This is a genomic window from Streptomyces zagrosensis, assembly GCF_014203645.1.
GTDB lineage: Bacteria > Actinomycetota > Actinomycetes > Streptomycetales > Streptomycetaceae > Streptomyces > Streptomyces zagrosensis.
This window is the reverse complement of record NZ_JACHJL010000011.1, coordinates 138,779-155,486: the sequence shown is the minus strand read 5'-3', so window position 1 is coordinate 155,486 and position 16,708 is coordinate 138,779. Positions and strand designations below refer to the sequence as shown.

Below are 16,708 nucleotides of genomic sequence, written 5' to 3'. Positions count from 1 at the left end.
AGCCGCAGCCCCGCCGAACACCCCCAGCCTCGCCGACACCATCGGTACATCGGTACACCGGTACATCGGCTCAACCGAGCTCAGACCAGCTCAGCTAGGCAGTGGCGAAGGACACGTCAGGACTCGGCGGCCGACAGGTTCGCCCGCACCTCCCGTGCCGCCGCCACCAGGTTCTCCAGCGACTGCCTGGTCTCCGGCCAGCCTCGGGTCTTCAAACCGCAGTCGGGGTTGACCCACAACCGTTCGGCCGGGATGGCCTCAAGACCCTTGCGCAGCAGCCGGATGACCTCGGCGGTGTCCGGCACTCGGGGGGAGTGGATGTCGTAGACGCCAGGGCCCACTTCGCGCGGGTAGCCGGCGGTGGCGAGTTCGTCCGCGACCTGCATGTGGGAGCGGGCAGCCTCCAGGCTGATGACGTCCGCGTCGATGGCGTCGATGGCCGCCAGAATGTCGCCGAACTCCGCGTAGCACATATGGGTGTGGATCTGGGTGTCCGGACGCACCCCGCTGGTGCTGAGCCGGAACGCCTCGGTGGCCCAGGCCAGATAGCCGGCGTGGCCGGCGGCGCGTAGCGGCAGGGTCTCGCGGAGCGCGGGCTCATCCACCTGGATGACCGAGGTGCCCGCCGCCTCCAGGTCGCCGACCTCATCGCGCAGCGCGAGCGCGACCTGCCGGGCGGTCTCGGCCAGCGGCTGGTCGTCGCGGACGAAGGACCAGGCGAGCATGGTCACGGGCCCGGTCAACATGCCCTTGACCGGGCGGTCGCAGTGGGCCTGGGCGTACTGGGTCCAACGCACCGTCATCGGCCCGGGCCGTGAGATGTCGCCGGCCAGCACCGGCGGGCGGACATAGCGCGTGCCGTACGACTGAACCCAGCCGTGCTGGGTGGCGAGGTAGCCGGTCAGTTGCTCGGCGAAATACTGCACCATGTCGTTGCGTTCGGGCTCGCCGTGTACGAGGACGTCGATGCCGGCCTTTTCCTGGAAGGAGAGGACCGCACGGATCTCGGCCTCGATGCGTTCCTCGTACGCCGCCGTGTCGATGCGCCCGGCGCGCAGGTCGGCGCGGGCCGTACGCAACTGGGCGGTCTGCGGAAACGAGCCGATGGTGGTCGTCGGCAGCAGCGGCAGCCCCAGGAGGGCGCGTTGGGCCGGCACGCGCTGGGCATACGGCTGCGAGCGGCGGCCGTCCGCATCGGTGACGGCAGCCGCCCTGGCCCGTACCGCCGGATCGTGGGTGAGCGCGGAACCGGCGCGAGATGCCAGGTCGGCCCGGTTGGCGGCGAGTTGGGCGGCGATCGTGTCGGTGCCGTCCGTGAGGCCACGGGCGAGCGTCACGACCTCGGCGGCCTTTTGCCGGGCGAAGGCGAGCCAGCGGGCGATCTGTGGATCGATGTCCCGCTCGGCGGTGGCGTCAAGTGGCACGTGCAGCAGCGAGCAGGAGGCCGCCACATCGACCTGGTCGGCGAGTCCGAGCAGGGTGCCCAAGGTGGCCAGTGACTTCTCGAAGTCGTTGATCCAGATGTTGCGGCCGTCCACGACCCCGGCCACCAGCCGCTTGCCCGACAGACCGCCGGCCGCCGCGAGGTCGTTGAGGTTGGCGGCGGCCGGCCCGGTGAAGTCCAGCGCGAGCCCGTCCACCGGGGCCCCGGCGAGCACCGGAAGCGCCTCGCCCAGCCGATCGAAGTACGAGGCGACCAGCAGCTTCGGGCGGTCGCCAAGCGCGCCGAGGCCACGGTAGGCGCGGGCGGCGGCGCCGAGCTCGGCCGCGGTGCGGTCCTGGACCAGGGCGGGCTCATCCAGCTGAACCCACTGCGCGCCGGCGGCCCGTAGGTCCGCCAGGACCTCGGCGTACACCGGCAGCAGCCGGTCGAGCAGCGTCAGCGGCACGAAGTCAGCGGCCACCCCCGGTGCTGGCTTGGCCAGCAGCAGATAACTGAGGGGGCCAAGCAGCACCGGGCGGGCGGTGCGGCCAAGGGCGATGGCCTCCGTCAGTTCGGCGACCTGCTTGCCGGAATGGGGGGCGAAGACCGTGTGGGGCCCGAGTTCGGGCACCAGGTAGTGATAGTTGGTGTCGAACCACTTGGTCATCTCCAGCGGCGCGTTCTCCTGGGTGCCGCGGGCCATGGCGAAGTAGCCGTCCAGCGCATCCGCCTCGACGGCGGCGCGGTGCCTGGCGGGTATGGCACCGACCATCACGCTGGTGTCCAGGACATGGTCGTAGTACGAGAAGTCGCCGGTCGGCACCTCGTGGATGCCGGCTTCGGCAAGCTGCTGCCAGTTGCCGCGGCGCAGCTCGGCGGCGGTGTCCCGAAGGGCGGCGGCGCTGACCCGGCCCTTCCAATAGCCCTCGACGGCCTTCTTCAGCTCTCGGTTTTGGCCCTGTCGGGGGTAGCCGTACACGGTGGCACGGGCTGCCGCGGCTGCGGACTTGCGGGTCACGGAACTCTCCTTCGCGAGTGTTGTTCCTAGACCCCGGGCCGGGCCGAAGACGCGAAGGGACAGCGGACCCAGCGGGGTCCGTCGCGATGTGCGTCGCGCCTGCCCGCTCGATCTGCATGCCGATCCGCCCGCGCGGTCACCGGGATCTCCGTGCGCACTGGTCGCACACGGGCAGCGGCAGGTCTTCGGACTTACGGGCTCGTCTGCCGAGCAGACTCCTACTGGCCGTCGCTTCCCAGACCCGATCGGGTCCAGTGCGTATGACGACTGTCGTTCCCGTTCACCGCTGCGGGGCAGTCCCGGTTTCCCACCGGGTTCCCTCTTACGACGCGCCTGTCTGGCCGACAGGGCGAACCGACTGCACCAGCCAGCCTACGGGCTCTCTCCCGCGTGGGACACGGGTGTTCAGGCCGTGGATGGTGCAATGAGACACGTTTACGGATCATGGGCCGCGGGCCACGCGCGAGCTGTGTGGGCACGGTCACCGGTCAGGCGCTGGCTGCGGGCACGGACTGCGGGCGCGGAGTACAGGCACGGACTACGGGCCACGGACATGGCGCGGCCCCCGGCGGTGGTGAGGCCGGGGGCCGGTGCGTGGGCCGTGGGTCCTGGGAAAACAGTCAGGGCCTGGCGAAGAAGTGAGCGTTAGCGCGAGGTCAGGAGTCCGCGGTGCAGGCGGGCGATGACGCGCGAAAGCAGCCGGGAAACATGCATTTGTGAGATGCCGAGTTGCTCACCGATCTGCGCCTGTGTCAGCTCCTCAACAAACCGCAGATGCAAAATGCGTCGCTCACGCTCGTCGAGGTCGGCGATGAGCGGGGCCAGCGACTGGAAGTCCTCGATCAGCTCTATGGACGGGTCTTCTTCACCGATGAAGTCGGAGAGGGCCGCAGCACTGTCCTGGTCATCGCCATTGATGGCGGCGTCCAGGGACGAGGAGTGGTAGCCGTTGGCCGCCACCCGGGCCTCGATCACCTCGTCCTCGCTCATCTTCAGCACCTCGGCCAGCTCGCTGACCGTGGGCGAGCGCCCCAGCCGGCCGCTCAGTTCCTCCGAGGCCTTGGCCAGTTCGACGCGCGCCTCTTGGAGCCGGCGCGGGACGTGCACGGCCCACGTGGTGTCGCGGAAGAACCGCTTGATCTCACCGACGATGTACGGCACGGCGAAGGTGGGAAACTCCACCTCGCGGGACAGCTCAAACCGGTCGATGGCCTTGATCAGACCGATCATGCCGACCTGAACGATGTCTTCCATCTCATCGGCGCGGTGGCGAAATCTCCGGGCGACATAGCGCACCAGCGACATATTGATCTCAATGAGCGTATTGCGCGCGTACTGGTACTCGTGGGTGCCCTCTTCGAGGACGGTCAGCCGGTCGAAGAACAGCTTGGAAAGCGACCTGGCGTCCTTGGGCGCGAGCTTGTGCGGCTCGGCTAGCGCCGGCAGTTGGGTGCCGGGCTCAGTCACGGTCTCGCTGGCCACCAGCGATCCCTTGGTCTGCTTCGTTGCCGTACCTGTCGCCTTGGACATGACCTGCACCGTCATCAGCCTCCCCAAAATCCGCTGCTCCGCTGTTGCTAGCTGCCGTTCTCGGCAACGGAGCACCGTCTACCCGCGCGTAGCGAACTCATGCACCTCAATCTGAAACGGATGGCAACGGGCCCGGTAGGAGCGGTCGGCCACATCGGCCGCACCAGCGGTCCAACGGCTTCACGCCATGTCAGGCCCCCGGAATTCGGCCGCTTGCGGTGCACGAATGTGGGCAGCCGCAGGGAGACGGGAGACAACGCGTCAGTACGGGGTGAAGCGGTGTGAACGCAACGGTGCATCTTTCCTTGAAGCCTCCTTTGAGGGGCCGGCTCAGCCATCCGCAGAGCGCCAGTGATGTGCGGCACCATGTCGAGGACATGGTGAACGCGAACTTTCGTGAGCTCTGGGGAGCGAAGCCCGACGAGATGAGCGTGGCGGACGCCCTGCTGGTGACCACGGAGTTGGCCACCAACGCGATCCGACACGGCGATGGCATCACCGGCTTTTGGGCCGTTTTCGATGTCGAGGGGCTGCGCCTGGCGATCCGTGACCGCAGTGACGCGGTGCCCTTTGTCAGGCCACGCGACCCAAGCAACCCGATATCGATTGGGGGCTATGGCTGGCCACTGATCTGCCGGCTGGCCTCGGAGGTCATCATCACTCCCTACGCGAGCGGCGGTAAGGAGATCTGCGTCGTCATGCCAGTTACCTAACGGCTTGGCGGGGTACCTCTCAGCAGCTCACGCCATGCCGGCACGCCGAGCCGCTGGTGCGGGCGTACCGCGGCGATCACCCGGCGCGACGGCATAGGGTCGGCGGCCTGGCCGTGCGAGCTCACGCACGCAAGCCCGCATGCGAAGGCATATGAAGGCGTATGAGGGCACAGCGTGAGCCCGCACGCCCGTGCGCACCAGCAGGGTGCCGAGCCGGCAGCCGACAAGCCCCACAGCCGACAAACGCAGCGCCAGCGCGCATCCGAAGGACGATGAGGAGCGAGAACCCCATGACGCACGAGACGGCCCCGCCGTCCCCCCGGGGCCCGGCCGGCCGTCTGGCCCGTCGGTGGGGGCTGCCCGGGCGTGAGCGGTGCCGGACGGCGCTGGGCGCCACTCCCCGCGCGATGTGGGACGACGACGTCTCCGACTGGGCCGCCGCCTTGACCTACTATGCGGTGCTCGCCCTACTGCCTGCCCTTCTGGTCGCCGTCTCCCTGATCGGGTTGGCCGGCCCGGCGGCGACCGAGGAACTGATCGACCAGGTCACGGCCATCGCGCCGGCGGAGTCTGGCACCGCGGTGCGCGCCTCGCTGGAGCACATGGCGCACCAGCGCTCGGCGGCCTGGGCCCTCACCGTCGTCGGTACCGTGAGCGCCCTGTGGTCGGCCTCCAGCTATCTGGCGGTCTTCCGCCGTGCCTTGCACGCCATGCACGGGGTGCGCGACAACCGCCCCGCTTGGCGCACGGCCCCCCGCATCCTGGCCACGGCCGTGCTCCTGATGGTCCTCTTGGTGTGCACCGCCGCCGCGCTGATGATCACCGGTTCGCTGGCCCATGCGGTGGGCCAACTGCTCGGCGTTGGCAGCGCGGCGTTGACCGCGTGGAACGTCCTGAAGTGGCCGTTGCTCCTGGCCCTGGTGACCGGCCTGGTCCTGCTGCTGTTCCGATCCGGGCCGCAGGCCGCGCGGGGCCTGTCGCGCAGCGCCCCTGGCGGACTACTGGCAGTGCTGTTGTGGCTGGTGACATCGGTGGGGTTCACCATCTACGCCACCCGCTTTGGCTCCTATGACCAGTTGTACGGTTCCCTCGCGGGTGCCGTCATCTTCCTGATGTGGCTGTGGCTCTCCAACCTGGCCCTGCTGGCCGGAGCTCAGTTCAACGCGGAGCTCACCCGCGGTGCCGCACCGATGGCGCCTCGCCATGCCCGTACGCGCTTCCGCCCGGAACCTGGCCGCATCGTTCAAGACCGGTCGCCGTCCGACCCCAACCGCACTCTCGACGGTCACTTGTGAACATCTGCCGTACGACGCCCGAGTAGCGGGGGCATGCTGAGGCTATGGCGGAGATGGGTGAGAACGTACCCGCGTACCGGATGATCAAGGTCGCCGGGCCGGAGGGGCCCGTGGAGGCCGTCGCGGACGTCGAGGCGTGGCAGGCGCGTACGGCGTATCCGGACCTTCTTGGGTTGGGCGGGCCGGTATTCGGTGTGGCGCGGGAGTGCGAGACGGGCGGGTGGGAAATGCTCGACTCGTTCGCGGGCCTGGCGCCGCAGGACAGCCGCGACGACATGGGCGCGCACCTTCGCGGGCAAGGGCGGCGCGTGGGCGAGGCCGGCGACGCCGCCGGGCGAGCACAGTGCATGGAGGCGGCCGAGCGGCTGGAGTGGGAAGCCCTGAACGAGCTGACCGTCCTCGGCGTGCGCTACCGGGTCGTACGAGCCGAGCGCTTCATCCGCTCCGGCCCCGAAGGCCCGGAGCCGCCGCGTCCATCGGACCCCGACCCGGCCGAAGTAGGGGAGTCGCGCCACGTAGCCGACAAGCCCGCTGTCGGGTTCATCATCGACCCGGCCCTGCCGACCGCAGCAGCCCAGGGCGCGCTGAAGATCGAACTTCTCTCTCTGCTGTGCAAGACGGGCGCTGTGCCCGATGACGTCCGTGACGACTTGGTGCACGCCTCCCACACCCACCCCGGTGGCGTGCTGCTGCCCGCTACCTTCATGACGGCCGAGCGGACGGCCGGGCGCTGGATGCCGGGTTCCATCGGCGTGGAGGCCACACCACAAGAGGCACGCGACGGCCTGGCGATGAGCCTGCGGGTGATGATCCCGTGGCGGCTGGGGCTGAGTGAAGAAGAAAAGGCACCGTACACGGCCGCCGCAGACCGCCTCGACGCCACCCGGGCCAACGAACTGAACGTCGTGGGACGGCACTTCCGGGTGGTGCGCGTCGAGCGTCTGGTACGAATCGGCCCCGATGGGCCCGAGGGCCCGCGCCCGTCCGACCACGATCCGCAGCCCCCCGTAATGGTGCAAAAAGGCACCCCGAGCGCACCAGGAGCGAACAGCGGCACCGAGGGCGACGGCGAAGACGCCACGCGGGCCGACCACCACGGCGGCAACGCGGACGACGCCCCCATCGAACTGGACGAGGACGCACAGCGGTTGCACGACCTGATGTTGGCCGAGGTGGCCCGACACAAGGCGGCCCGCCGCGACAAGAGCTGACCACATGCCGGACAACACCCCGACGTTCTCCACGGGGCTCCCACATCACCGCACTGCGCCGGCGCGCGCCGTACCGCACCGAACCCCACGCACCCACTGGCATGCGGTGCCGTCATCCGGCCGCAGGCCAAGCGGGGGCGTACGACCGCCGATGCGCCCCACCACGGCACCGCTGTGAACCCAGGGAAATGCGCGAAGAGTGTGGCCGGGGCAAGGCCGAGCCGTTGAACATTGCAGAAGAGCGACATACGCTCTCACTCCCGACGACAACCTGGACAACCACCCGTGGATGGCGCCCGGGCGGCGGGGACGCCGGAAGACCGGCACACTCGTAAGCAGCACGGCGGCCTGGGCGCGATGGGAGGCCAGCAAGTGAACGACGGCAGTCGCATTCGGCGTCTGACCAGTCGGCTGGCCACGCAAAGCGCCGCCCGTGGGCGGGCTGCGGCACGCCGACGCGTGCGCGTGAGCCGCGACCAGGGTGGCGGCACGAGCCAGTTCACCACGCGCAGCAAGCTGGCCTGGCTCAGCACGGCAAGCACCCACATCGGCACCACCCTCGACCTGAAGCGCACCGCCCAGGAACTGGCCGAGTTCGTCGTCCCCCAACTGGCCGATGCGGTCGCAGTGGACCTGCTGGAGGCGGTGCTCCAGGGGGAGGAGGGCGACCGCGGTGCCAAGGGGGGCGTGCTCGCCACCCGTCGAGCGATGGCCGTTCGTACCATCGATGCGCTCACCAACCTGGAGCCCGCCCCGGTGGGCGAAATCATCGTCCGCGACGAGAAGCACCGCGACACATTGCTGACCAGTGTGTGTCTGGCGCAGCGCACGTCGGTGCTGGTGGCCAGGATGACGGACCGGGACTTCGACCGGGTTGCCTCGACTGACAGCTCCGCGGCCAAGATGCGCCGCGGCGGTGTGCACAGCTATATGGCCGTCCCCCTGATCGCCCGGGGGCTGCTCCTTGGCAGCGCGGACTTCGCGCGGGCGGGCGACAGCCCCCCGTTCTCCGCCACCGATCTCGCGCTGGCCGAGCAACTGGCCTCCCAGGCGGCCGTCTTCATCGACAACGCCCGGCTCTACGGGCGCGAGCGCGAGCACGTAGTTTCCCTCCAGCGCAGCCTGCTGCCCCGCGCCACGCCGCACACACCGGGCCTCGTCGTGCACACCAGCTACGCCCCGGCGGCCGACGCCCGCGGCGTGGGCGGTGACTGGTACGACCTGATGGCCCTGCCCAGTGGCCGTACCGCACTGGTGGTCGGCGACGTGTTGGGCCACGGGATGTCCGCGGTGGCCACCATGGGGCGGCTGCGGACCGTCGCCCGCACCCTGATGATGCTCGACACGGCACCGGACCGGGTGCTGGCCCGGCTCGACCTGGCCACCCGCGATCTCGAAGACGACCAGGTCGCCACGTGCCTATGTGCCGTCTACGACCTCGCCGACTCCACCTACACGCTGGCCAGTGCCGGACACCCGCGCCCGCTGCTGGTGGCCGCAGACGGCAAGCCCAGCTACGTGGACGTGCCCGCGGGCGCGCCCCTGGGCGCGGGCGTGATCCCCTACGACCCGATACGCGTCCAGGTGCCGGCGGGCAGCCGAATGATCTTCTACACGGACGGGCTGATCAAGACCCGCACCGACGACACCGACGTACAGTTCGGCCGCCTCTTGGACACCGTCGCTCAAATGTCGCCGGAGCGTCTTGACGACGGCAGCCTGTTGACCGCGCTGCCCGACAGCGACAAGCGGTTCGACGAGGCCGTACTGCTCACCGCGGCAATCGACACCACCTCAGCCGTGCGGCTGAGCGTGTGGGACCTGCCGCCCGATGGCACGGCGGCATCGATCGCCCGCAGATACGTCACCGAACAGCTGCGCCGGTGGGACCTGTCCGTACTCGCCGACGTCACCGAGCTCATCGTCAGCGAACTCGTGGGCAACGCCCTGCGCTATGGGCAGGGCCCGGGGCGGCTGAGGCTCTTGCGGGGCGAGCGGTTGATGATCGAGGTATCGGACACGGGCCCTGACCTGCCGCAGATCCAGCACGCGGACGTCAGCGACGAGGGCGGACGCGGGCTCCAGCTCATCAACATGCTCTGTCGCCGCTGGGGCTCCTGTCGCACCCCCACGGGAAAGATCGTCTGGGCCGAGCAAGACATTCCGCACTGACCACACGTGCGCGACGGCAACGGCGCCGGTACGCACCGGCATTACCTCACCGGTAATCGCCTCGATCGTGCGTACCCGGCACAGTGAGGGCAACGGGTTCCGGTCCGGCGCACTCCGGATCGGAACCCGGTCCCGAACACCCCGCTGACAAGGAGCACCGGCATGTCTCAGGCCACCTCGACCACTCCCGCCGCCGCGATCGACTACGACGGTGCCGTTGCCCGCTACTTCACCGCCTGGAACGCGACCGACCCGGCCGAGCGGGCCCAAGCCGTCGCCGCCGCATGGGTGGAGGACGGCTCCTACACCGACCCGCTCTCCGACGCCAGTGGCCATGACCAGCTCGTAACCGTGATTGGCGGAGCTCAGGCACAGTTCCCCGGGTTCGCCTTCCGGCTCACCGGCACCGTTGACGGGCATCACCACACCGCACGGTTCAGTTGGGAGTTGGTCTCCGACGCGGACGGTTCCGCACCGGTCGCCGGCTCCGATGTGATCACCCTCGCCGATGACGGCCGGGTCCGTTCCGTGTTCGGCTTCCTCGACCGGGTGCCCACCGCCTGAGTCGGCGCGGGGCAACGGGCGGCCGGTCGCCACCGGCCGCCCGGTTCGTTACGGCCGCGGCCCGTGCAGATAGCGGGCCGTCTCCGGGTCGGCGGGCAGGAACGTCTCCACCGCCAGCTCGGAGACCGTCACATCCATCGGCGTGTTGAAGGTCGCGACGGTCGAGATGAAGGACAGGGCCCGGCCGTCGTGCTCGATGATCATCGGCAGCGCGAACGGCACGTGATCGGAGCTGTACGCGGCCAGGTGGCCGCCGCCTTCCGGTAGCGGATACGCGCTGACCTCCTCGTACAGCGCCCGCAGGGGCGCCGACCGCAGCAGCGCGAGCTGTCGCTCCATCTGCTCAAGCAAGTGCCCGCGCCACTCGCGATAGTTGAGGATGCGTCGGGCGATGCCCTCCGGGTGCATGGTGACGCGCATGGCGTTGACCGGTGGGCGCGTCAGATGCTCGGCCACGCCTTCCATGAGCATCCCGATCCCGGCGTTGGCCGCGATGACCTCGTACCTGCCGTTTATGACCAGCGCCGGATAGGGCTCATAGCCCGTCAACAATCGGTGCAGCCCCTCGCGGAGTCCGGCGAGTGAGGGATCATCGAGCGAGGACTCGGGAAAGTGCGGTGCGTACCCCGCGGCGATCAGCAGCGCGTTGCGTTCCCGTACGGGGATGTCGAGGTGGTCCGCGAGCCGCAGCACCATCTCCGGGCTCGGGCGGGACCTGCCGGTCTCGATGAAGCTGATGTGGCGCGCGGAGGAATCGGCTCGCAGCGCCAACTCCAGTTGGCTGATCCGGCGCCGGTCCCGCCATCCGCGCAACAGAGCGCCCACTCCCGGAGCAACCGTGGCAGTCGTCATTCCCTGACCGTAACCCGTGGCGTGGCAGGCTAGAGACCCGGTATCCGCAGTGACGAAGGGGAAGACCACATGGCCGCGAAACCGCTGTCCCGGCCGCAGATCGATGAGCGTCTCAAGGAGTTGCCCGGCTGGACCACGGACGGCGACCGGATCACGCATACGTACGCCTTCGACACGCACCCGCAGGGCGCCGCGATGGTCGTACACATCGCCCAGGTCCAAGAGGAGCTGAACCACCATGCTGACCTGCTGCTCAGCTACAACAAGCTGACGGTCACCGTGAACACGCACAGCGTCGGCGGCAAGGTCACCGATCTCGACTTGGAGCTCGCCCGCCGCCTCATGGAGATCGCCCCCGGCCACGGCGCACACTAGCCGCCCCGCCGGCCCCAGCCCACCACGAGGCCACCACGAGGCCACCGCCCTGATGGGCATCGTGCTATCGGGCGCCGTTCACCGCCCGTTACGGCCGGTGGTGGTGTGGCTGAGGGCGCGGTCGGTGAGGGTGGTGGCGCCGGGCTCAGCGGTGGGAAGGGTCATTTGAGCCTGCTGCCGCGGCGGGAGATGCCGTGGTCTCGGCTCGGCCGGGCGAGCTGGGTCCAGTGCACGGTGCCATCGGCTGTCCGGCCGATGACGAAGCCGATGGCGCCGAGGGCGGCGACGAGCAGGAAGGCGGTAAACCCGCCGAAGTAGCCGGCGAATCCCAGTGCCATGCCGGTGGCGAGGCCCACGACCGCTGTGCTCATGTCCTACTCCTTGTGCGCTGCAAGGCGGTGCCCGTCCCCCCGCAGGAGGGTGCCGGGGTGACGGGCGGCGATCTATGCGGGTTATTGGACGCGGGTTTCGTCGTCCTCTTCTTCGTCGAAGGGGAGGTGGACGTCGATGACGGAGATGTTGACCTCGACGACTTCGAGGCCGGTCATGCGCTCGACGGCGACGATGACGTTTTCGCGGATGTCGCTGGCGACGTCGGTGATGGGGACGCCGTATTCGACGACGATGTCGAGGTCGATGGCGGTTTGGCGCTCGCCGACCTCGACCTTGACGCCGCGGGTGACGTTGGGGCGTCCGCCCGGGACGCGGTCGCGGACGGCTCCCAGGGTGCGGGCGAGGCCGCCGCCGAGGGCGTGGACACCGGAAACTTCACGGGCGGCCATGCCGGCGATCTTTTCGACCACGCCATCGGCGATGGAGGTTTTGCCGCGGGTTGCGGGTTGGCTGTCCGCGCCGGCGGAGTTCTCCAAGGTGGTGGTGCCGGTGGTGGGCTTGCTGTCACCAGCGCTGGGCTTGCTGTCGCCGGTACGGGGCTCATTGATCGCCGAGGTAGCCGTCTGAGGTGTCATTGAAGTCCTCTCTTGTCATGGTGGCGTCCGACAGGGCCGGCCCAGCTCGTTCAGCGCGCCGGTTGGTCTGTCCTGGTAGAGACTTGGACCCGTCCACTACCCCGTTCCGCACGCGGAAACCGAGATTTTCCGGCCCGAGGCGCGCGGACCGCGTGACCCAGCGCACGCGTGACGGATGCGCCCCCGCCGTGTCGAACCCGAGAGCGGTGCGTGACGTAGCAGGCTGTAGCGGTATGGAACGGAGAGGAGCCGATGAGTGCCCGAACCCAGCGACAAGTTGCTGGCCGTGCGGGCCGGGGAAGGCGACGAGGCGGCGTTCGAGTTGCTGGTGCGTCGGCACAGCGGGCCCTTGCTCAGCCTGGCTACCCGGCTCCTCGGCAGCCGGGCGGACGCGGAGGACGCCGTGCAGGACGCATTGGTGAGTGCGTGGCGAAGACTCCCGGAATTCCGGGCCGATGCGGCGTTCTCCACCTGGATGTACCGCATCGTCACCAACCGGTGCCTGAACCTGCTCCGTGCCCGCCGCCCCACGCAGGACCTCAGCTCGGTCCCCGAGCTGAGCGCACCCGAGCACGCTGCATCCCCGGTCCGGGCGGCCGAGTCCACCGAGGTGGTACGGGCGCTCTCGGACGCGCTGAACGGGCTGACCCCCGAGCAGCGCGCCTGCTGGGTGCTGCGGGAACTGCACGGCCTGTCGTACGAGGAGATCGCTGATGTCACCCGCATCAGCCAGCAGGCCGTACGCGGCCGGATCTTTCGAGCACGGCGCTACCTGACGGAGGCGATGGGAGCATGGCGGTAGGCATGAACCCAGGTTCGCCCGGCGACGGGCCGGACCGGGACGACGAGACCCCCCACACCAACCACACCCCCGACCCCCAAGACACCCCCCACACCCGCCCCGGCGGCCAGCACGCCGACCACGCCGGCCACGAGGGGGACGAAATCCTGCTCTGCGGGCGTTCGCTCGCCCTCGTATGGGAGGCCGAGGAGCCGGACGAGCACACGGCCGCCTGTCCGTACTGCCGTCAGGCGCTGGCCGGGCTCGGCGTGCTCGACCGGTATGTGCGCGAGGCGCGTATCGAGCCGGAGCCACCCGCCGAGGCCATAACGGCTCGGGTGATGGACCTGGTCAGAACCGAGCTACGACCGGGGCGGATGCTCCCGCTGGGAGAACCTGCGGACGACGCGTGGATCGCCGAGGTCGCGGCGGCCAAGGTATTTCGGGAGACCGCAGAGTCGTTGCCGGGCGTGTTCGCGGGCAGTTGCAAGGTCATGCCCATCGACCCTGCCGCCGCTCGCCGCTCGCTGTTGCCAGGCGGCCAGGACCACCGTGGGCCCATGCGCGTATCGCTGGAGCTGACGGCAACGCTGGACTGGACGGTTCCTGAACTGGCCGCCCTCGTACGCCAGTTGGTCGCCGACGCTGCGCGGGAAGCTGTCGGCATGGATGTCGCGGAGATTGATGTGTCCGTCGTTGATGTCATCGGGGATGGCCTCGGTGACGCCCTGGGCGACGAGCCACCGCTCTCTCGCGACACCCGCGAAAGGAGAGACCGGTGATCCCCTCGCAGGAAGAAGCCACGGAGCGCGCCCGGGTGCTGGAGGCGGCTGCGGAGGCCGCACGCCGAACGCCCGGCGTCGCCTATCTGCGGCCCGGCTTCGGCGACCTGGTGCGCGGTGCGGCGGCCCGCTACCGCTCTCGTACGCACCAGGCGTCGTCCGCGAGCCGGATAGCGGGCGTCCGCGCGTACCGGGTGGACAGCCCGCACGGCTGGGACCTGCGCGTCCACCTCGCGGTCGTCCGCGGATACCGTGCGCTCGACGTCACCCGTCAGGTTCGCGCGGCGGTCACGGCGGCGGTACGGGAGCTCGCGGCGGCGGACGGCGCGCCCGAGCCCCGGGTGAGTGTGAGCATCACCGTCACGGACATCGCGTAACCCGGGCCCGGATCGCGCCCCGCTGGTCGGGCTGAAAACGCGCCCCGCTGGTCGGGCTGAAAAAGGGCGGGCCCGGCGACTATTGCGGAAACAGCAACAATCTTTGCCATCAGTCCGCGGCGGGGGCAGGCTCATCGCAGACGGCCAGACCGTGGCCGTCGCACCGCGATATCCGTTACGAGCCGGAGGCAGCGTTAGATGGCACAAACGCACTCTCATTCCCAAGGCCCGCACGCCGCCCAAACCCAGCACGGCGATGCGCCGCACGGGCCCGGGCACTCGCACGGGCATCACCAGGATCTGGACTGGGCTACGGAAGGCCCCCGGCTGGTGCGCGAGGCAGAGTTGTACCAGCCCGTCACCGAGCAGGTCATCGGCTGGCTTCGGGAGCGTTTCGAGGCGGCGGGCAAGCGCCCCGACGACGTGCGCCGAGTGCTTGACATCGGCAGCGGCTCGGGAGTCGCCACCTGTCTGCTCGCCGAGGCGTTCCCCCGGGCGGAGGTCGTCGCCGTGGACACCGCGCAGCCCCTGCTCGACCTCGTGACCGAGCGCGCCGCCGGGCGTGGCCTCGGCGACCGCGTCTCCACGCTTCTCGCCGAACTCCCCGATGGCGTCGCCGTATCCGAGGGAACCGATGCGAACGGAGCGGGCTCCGCCACGCAAGGGGAGGAACGCGTCGTGGCCGGTTTGGGGGAAGCCGACCTCGTCTGGTCCCGCAAGGTGCTGCACCACGTCGGTGATCAGCGCGATGTGGTGCAGCGGCTGGCCCGCGCGCTGCGCCCGGGCGGGCTGATGGCCCTGACCGAAGGCGGGCTGCCGATGCGGTTCCTGCCCCGGGACATCGGTCTCGGCCACCCGGGACTCCAGGCGCGGTTGAACGCGGTGATGGAGGAGTGGTTCGAGGGGATGCGGGCCGGACTGCCGGGCTCGACGCGAGTGGTCGAGGACTGGCCCGGGCTGCTCAGCGGGGCCGGGCTGAGCCGGGCCACCAGCCGCAGCTTCCTGCTCGACCTGCCGGCGCCCCTCGGCGCGACCGGCCGTGAGCACGTCACGGCCAGCCTCTCGCGGTTCACGGAACTGGTCGGGGACCTCATGACGGCACAGGACATCGCCGTACTGGCCCAACTGCTCGACTCGGCGGACCCCGAGGGCATCGCCCGCCGCGAAGACGCGTTCTTGCTGACAGCGGAGACGGTGCACACGGCGTACGCATAGACGCCGGGCGCCCCGCGCTCCGTGCGCACCCCGCACGCCCGAGCGCCGCCGCCCCGGATGGGGTCGGCGGCGCCGGTGGAGCGGGGTCGGGCTGCCCGGTGGAGTGGGCTGCGTGCGCTGGGGAGCCGCACGGGGTACCGGCGCTCACAGCGTGGGTACCTTCGGCCGAGCCGCTGGCCTTTCGCCAGGTCGGACGGTCGGTGCGGGCGGCGTGAACCGGGCTTGAGCACGCCGCCCGCCGGTCGGTCAGCCGGTGACCAGCCGCAGCCCGTAGGCGCTCAGGATCGGGTTGATCGGCTGGTGGTACGTCGTTCCGCCACTGCTGCAGTTGCCGGAGCCACCGGAGGTGACGCCCTGCGCCTGGCTGCCGGAGATGTACGAGCCGCCGGAGTCACCGGGCTCCGCGCAGACGCTGGTACGGGTTACGCCGGAGATGGTGCCCTGCGGGTAGCTGACGCTGGTGTTGTGCTGCTGGACGGTGCCGCAGTGCCAGCCGGTGGTGGAGCCGGAGCGGCAGATCGAGCCGCCGACGGCCGTCTGCTGCGAGCCGGCGACGGTGACGTTGCCGCTGGGGCCCTTCACCCACGGCTTGACGGTCCACTGGCTGTTGACCGCGACCCAGGCCATGTCGGCGCCGGGGAAGCGGGACGCCTGGAAGCTGCCCTGCGCCACTCGGTTGTAGCCGGTGGTGGTCGCACCGGCCTTGCCGCAGTGGCCGGCGGTGGCGAAGCCGCTCTGGGTGCCCTTGGTCACGGAGAAGCCGATGGAGCAGCGTGAACCGCTGCCGATGTAGTACGCGTCGCCGCCGCGTACGTCGTAGAAGGTCTGCGGTTGCTCCGCGGACTTGACCACGCGTACCAGCGTGCTGTCCGCGCCGCTCTTGGCGACGAGGGAGTGGGCTGCGGCCGGGTTGGAGGCCCGTACGACGACGCTGTTGGTCTTGACGTCCACGTACCACACGGGTGCGGTGGCGGTGGAGTTGGTGCGCGCGATCCGGTCCAGGGAACTCTTCGCGGCGTTCAGTTCCTTGATGCTGTGCTTGACGACCTTGGCGGTGGCACCGGCCGCGGAGATGGCGGCGCTGTCGGCCGGGTCGGTGGTGGCGATGACCAGGCGCGCACTGTCGCCGGCCAGCCAGGAGCCGCCGAAGTCGGCGCCGAGCGAGCCGCGGAGCTTGGGCTCCAAGGTGGCGGCCCGGTACTCGTTGGCTATCCGTTCCTTGGCCTCGGCGGGGGTCAGTCCGAGGTCGCGCTCCATGGCCTTGAGCATCCCGGCCGGTACCTGGGATGTGGAGCTCTCGGCGGAGCTGGGGGTGGCGGTGGAGCCGTTGTCCGCCATCGCGGGGAAGGCGGTCAGGGAGAAGGCGCTCATAGCGATGGCGCAACCAGCGATCAAGCCACGTCTGCGGAGCATCTGGTGTTCTCCTCATGTC

16 protein-coding genes and 1 riboswitch are annotated in these 16,708 nt (G+C 69.8%); of the genes, 10 read left to right on the top strand and 6 right to left on the bottom strand.

What is annotated here, in order from left to right; all coding sequences use genetic code 11:
• Positions 1–116 precede the first annotated feature (116 nt).
• On the bottom strand, positions 117–2,441 hold the full coding sequence (gene metE / locus FHS42_RS21250) for a 5-methyltetrahydropteroyltriglutamate--homocysteine S-methyltransferase (RefSeq protein WP_184574275.1): 2,325 nt from the start codon (positions 2,439–2,441) through the stop codon (positions 117–119).
• A 159-nt stretch (positions 2,442–2,600) separates the two neighbouring features.
• A riboswitch (cobalamin riboswitch) is annotated at positions 2,601–2,816 on the bottom strand.
• Positions 2,817–3,086: 270 nt separating this feature from the next.
• Positions 3,087–3,971, bottom strand: a complete 885-nt coding sequence (locus tag FHS42_RS21245; protein ID WP_184574273.1) for an RNA polymerase sigma factor SigF — start codon at positions 3,969–3,971, stop codon at positions 3,087–3,089.
• A gap of 305 nt (positions 3,972–4,276) precedes the next feature.
• Between FHS42_RS21245 and FHS42_RS21240 the strand changes: the two genes are divergently transcribed.
• From FHS42_RS21240 to FHS42_RS21220, 5 genes are all read left to right on the top strand, one after another.
• Entirely contained in the window at positions 4,277–4,684 is a 408-nt protein-coding gene (locus FHS42_RS21240) for an ATP-binding protein (protein WP_184574271.1), read from the top strand.
• A gap of 290 nt (positions 4,685–4,974) precedes the next feature.
• Positions 4,975–5,979 (top strand): YihY/virulence factor BrkB family protein, encoded by a 1,005-nt coding sequence (locus tag FHS42_RS21235; protein WP_246495108.1) that lies wholly within the window; start codon positions 4,975–4,977, stop codon positions 5,977–5,979.
• Positions 5,980–6,023: 44 nt separating this feature from the next.
• On the top strand, positions 6,024–7,190 hold the full coding sequence (locus FHS42_RS21230) for a DUF5954 family protein (protein WP_184574267.1): 1,167 nt from the start codon (positions 6,024–6,026) through the stop codon (positions 7,188–7,190).
• Positions 7,191–7,547: 357 nt separating this feature from the next.
• Positions 7,548–9,362 carry an ATP-binding SpoIIE family protein phosphatase gene (locus tag FHS42_RS21225; RefSeq protein ID WP_184574463.1) on the top strand — a complete coding sequence of 605 codons (1,815 nt, stop codon included), beginning with the start codon at positions 7,548–7,550 and terminating at the stop codon, positions 9,360–9,362.
• Between the two features lie 162 nt (positions 9,363–9,524).
• Complete coding sequence (locus FHS42_RS21220) at positions 9,525–9,926, top strand: nuclear transport factor 2 family protein (RefSeq protein WP_184574265.1); 402 nt, start codon at positions 9,525–9,527, stop codon at positions 9,924–9,926.
• A gap of 48 nt (positions 9,927–9,974) precedes the next feature.
• Here FHS42_RS21220 and FHS42_RS21215 read toward each other — a convergent pair whose 3' ends face one another.
• Positions 9,975–10,778, bottom strand: coding sequence for a helix-turn-helix domain-containing protein (locus FHS42_RS21215; RefSeq protein WP_184574263.1), 804 nt, complete (start codon positions 10,776–10,778; stop codon positions 9,975–9,977).
• A 69-nt stretch (positions 10,779–10,847) separates the two neighbouring features.
• Here FHS42_RS21215 and FHS42_RS21210 point away from each other — a divergent pair, with 69 nt between their 5' ends.
• On the top strand, positions 10,848–11,153 hold the full coding sequence (locus FHS42_RS21210; RefSeq protein ID WP_184574261.1) for a 4a-hydroxytetrahydrobiopterin dehydratase: 306 nt from the start codon (positions 10,848–10,850) through the stop codon (positions 11,151–11,153).
• Between the two features lie 161 nt (positions 11,154–11,314).
• Here the strand turns inward: FHS42_RS21210 and FHS42_RS21205 are convergent, their stop codons facing one another.
• Both FHS42_RS21205 and FHS42_RS21200 read right to left on the bottom strand, forming a co-directional pair.
• Positions 11,315–11,524, bottom strand: a complete 210-nt coding sequence (locus FHS42_RS21205; RefSeq protein WP_184574515.1) for a hypothetical protein — start codon at positions 11,522–11,524, stop codon at positions 11,315–11,317.
• Between the two features lie 81 nt (positions 11,525–11,605).
• Entirely contained in the window at positions 11,606–12,121 is a 516-nt protein-coding gene (locus FHS42_RS21200; RefSeq protein ID WP_184569116.1) for an Asp23/Gls24 family envelope stress response protein, read from the bottom strand.
• Positions 12,122–12,377: 256 nt separating this feature from the next.
• Between FHS42_RS21200 and FHS42_RS21195 the strand changes: the two genes are divergently transcribed.
• The 4 genes from FHS42_RS21195 to FHS42_RS21180 all read left to right on the top strand — a co-directional run bounded on the left by FHS42_RS21195 (position 12,378) and on the right by FHS42_RS21180 (position 15,276).
• A complete protein-coding gene (locus FHS42_RS21195) occupies positions 12,378–12,923 on the top strand; it encodes an RNA polymerase sigma factor (RefSeq protein ID WP_184574259.1) in 546 nt (181 codons plus the stop codon).
• Positions 12,914–13,684, top strand: a complete 771-nt coding sequence (locus FHS42_RS21190) for an Asp23/Gls24 family envelope stress response protein (protein ID WP_184574257.1) — start codon at positions 12,914–12,916, stop codon at positions 13,682–13,684. The genes FHS42_RS21195 and FHS42_RS21190 overlap by 10 nt, the downstream gene beginning before the upstream one ends.
• Complete coding sequence (locus FHS42_RS21185; protein WP_312866971.1) at positions 13,681–14,061, top strand: Asp23/Gls24 family envelope stress response protein; 381 nt, start codon at positions 13,681–13,683, stop codon at positions 14,059–14,061. Before FHS42_RS21190 ends, FHS42_RS21185 begins: the two co-directional genes overlap by 4 nt.
• 198 nt (positions 14,062–14,259) lie before the next feature.
• On the top strand, positions 14,260–15,276 hold the full coding sequence (locus FHS42_RS21180; protein ID WP_184574255.1) for a class I SAM-dependent methyltransferase: 1,017 nt from the start codon (positions 14,260–14,262) through the stop codon (positions 15,274–15,276).
• Positions 15,277–15,522: 246 nt separating this feature from the next.
• On the opposite strand, the gene FHS42_RS21175 is transcribed toward FHS42_RS21180, so the two are convergent.
• A complete protein-coding gene (locus FHS42_RS21175; RefSeq protein WP_184574253.1) occupies positions 15,523–16,689 on the bottom strand; it encodes a S1 family peptidase in 1,167 nt (388 codons plus the stop codon).
• Between the last annotated feature and the right edge of the window lie 19 nt (positions 16,690–16,708).

Bases quoted from the DNA above. Each gene is read 5' to 3' on its own strand.
- FHS42_RS21200 (WP_184569116.1), bottom strand. From the start codon at position 12,121: ATGACACCTCAGACGGCTACCTCGGCGATCAATGAGCCCCGTACCGGC.
- FHS42_RS21175 (WP_184574253.1), bottom strand. From the start codon at position 16,689: ATGCTCCGCAGACGTGGCTTGATCGCTGGTTGCGCCATCGCTATGAGC.
- FHS42_RS21225 (WP_184574463.1), top strand. From the start codon at position 7,548: ATGGGAGGCCAGCAAGTGAACGACGGCAGTCGCATTCGGCGTCTGACC.
- FHS42_RS21235 (WP_246495108.1), top strand. From the start codon at position 4,975: ATGACGCACGAGACGGCCCCGCCGTCCCCCCGGGGCCCGGCCGGCCGT.
- FHS42_RS21190 (WP_184574257.1), top strand. From the start codon at position 12,914: ATGGCGGTAGGCATGAACCCAGGTTCGCCCGGCGACGGGCCGGACCGG.
- FHS42_RS21210 (WP_184574261.1), top strand. From the start codon at position 10,848: ATGGCCGCGAAACCGCTGTCCCGGCCGCAGATCGATGAGCGTCTCAAG.
- FHS42_RS21215 (WP_184574263.1), bottom strand. From the start codon at position 10,778: ATGACGACTGCCACGGTTGCTCCGGGAGTGGGCGCTCTGTTGCGCGGA.
- FHS42_RS21180 (WP_184574255.1), top strand. From the start codon at position 14,260: ATGGCACAAACGCACTCTCATTCCCAAGGCCCGCACGCCGCCCAAACC.
- FHS42_RS21230 (WP_184574267.1), top strand. From the start codon at position 6,024: ATGGCGGAGATGGGTGAGAACGTACCCGCGTACCGGATGATCAAGGTC.
- FHS42_RS21220 (WP_184574265.1), top strand. From the start codon at position 9,525: ATGTCTCAGGCCACCTCGACCACTCCCGCCGCCGCGATCGACTACGAC.
- FHS42_RS21245 (WP_184574273.1), bottom strand. From the start codon at position 3,971: ATGTCCAAGGCGACAGGTACGGCAACGAAGCAGACCAAGGGATCGCTG.
- FHS42_RS21205 (WP_184574515.1), bottom strand. From the start codon at position 11,524: ATGAGCACAGCGGTCGTGGGCCTCGCCACCGGCATGGCACTGGGATTC.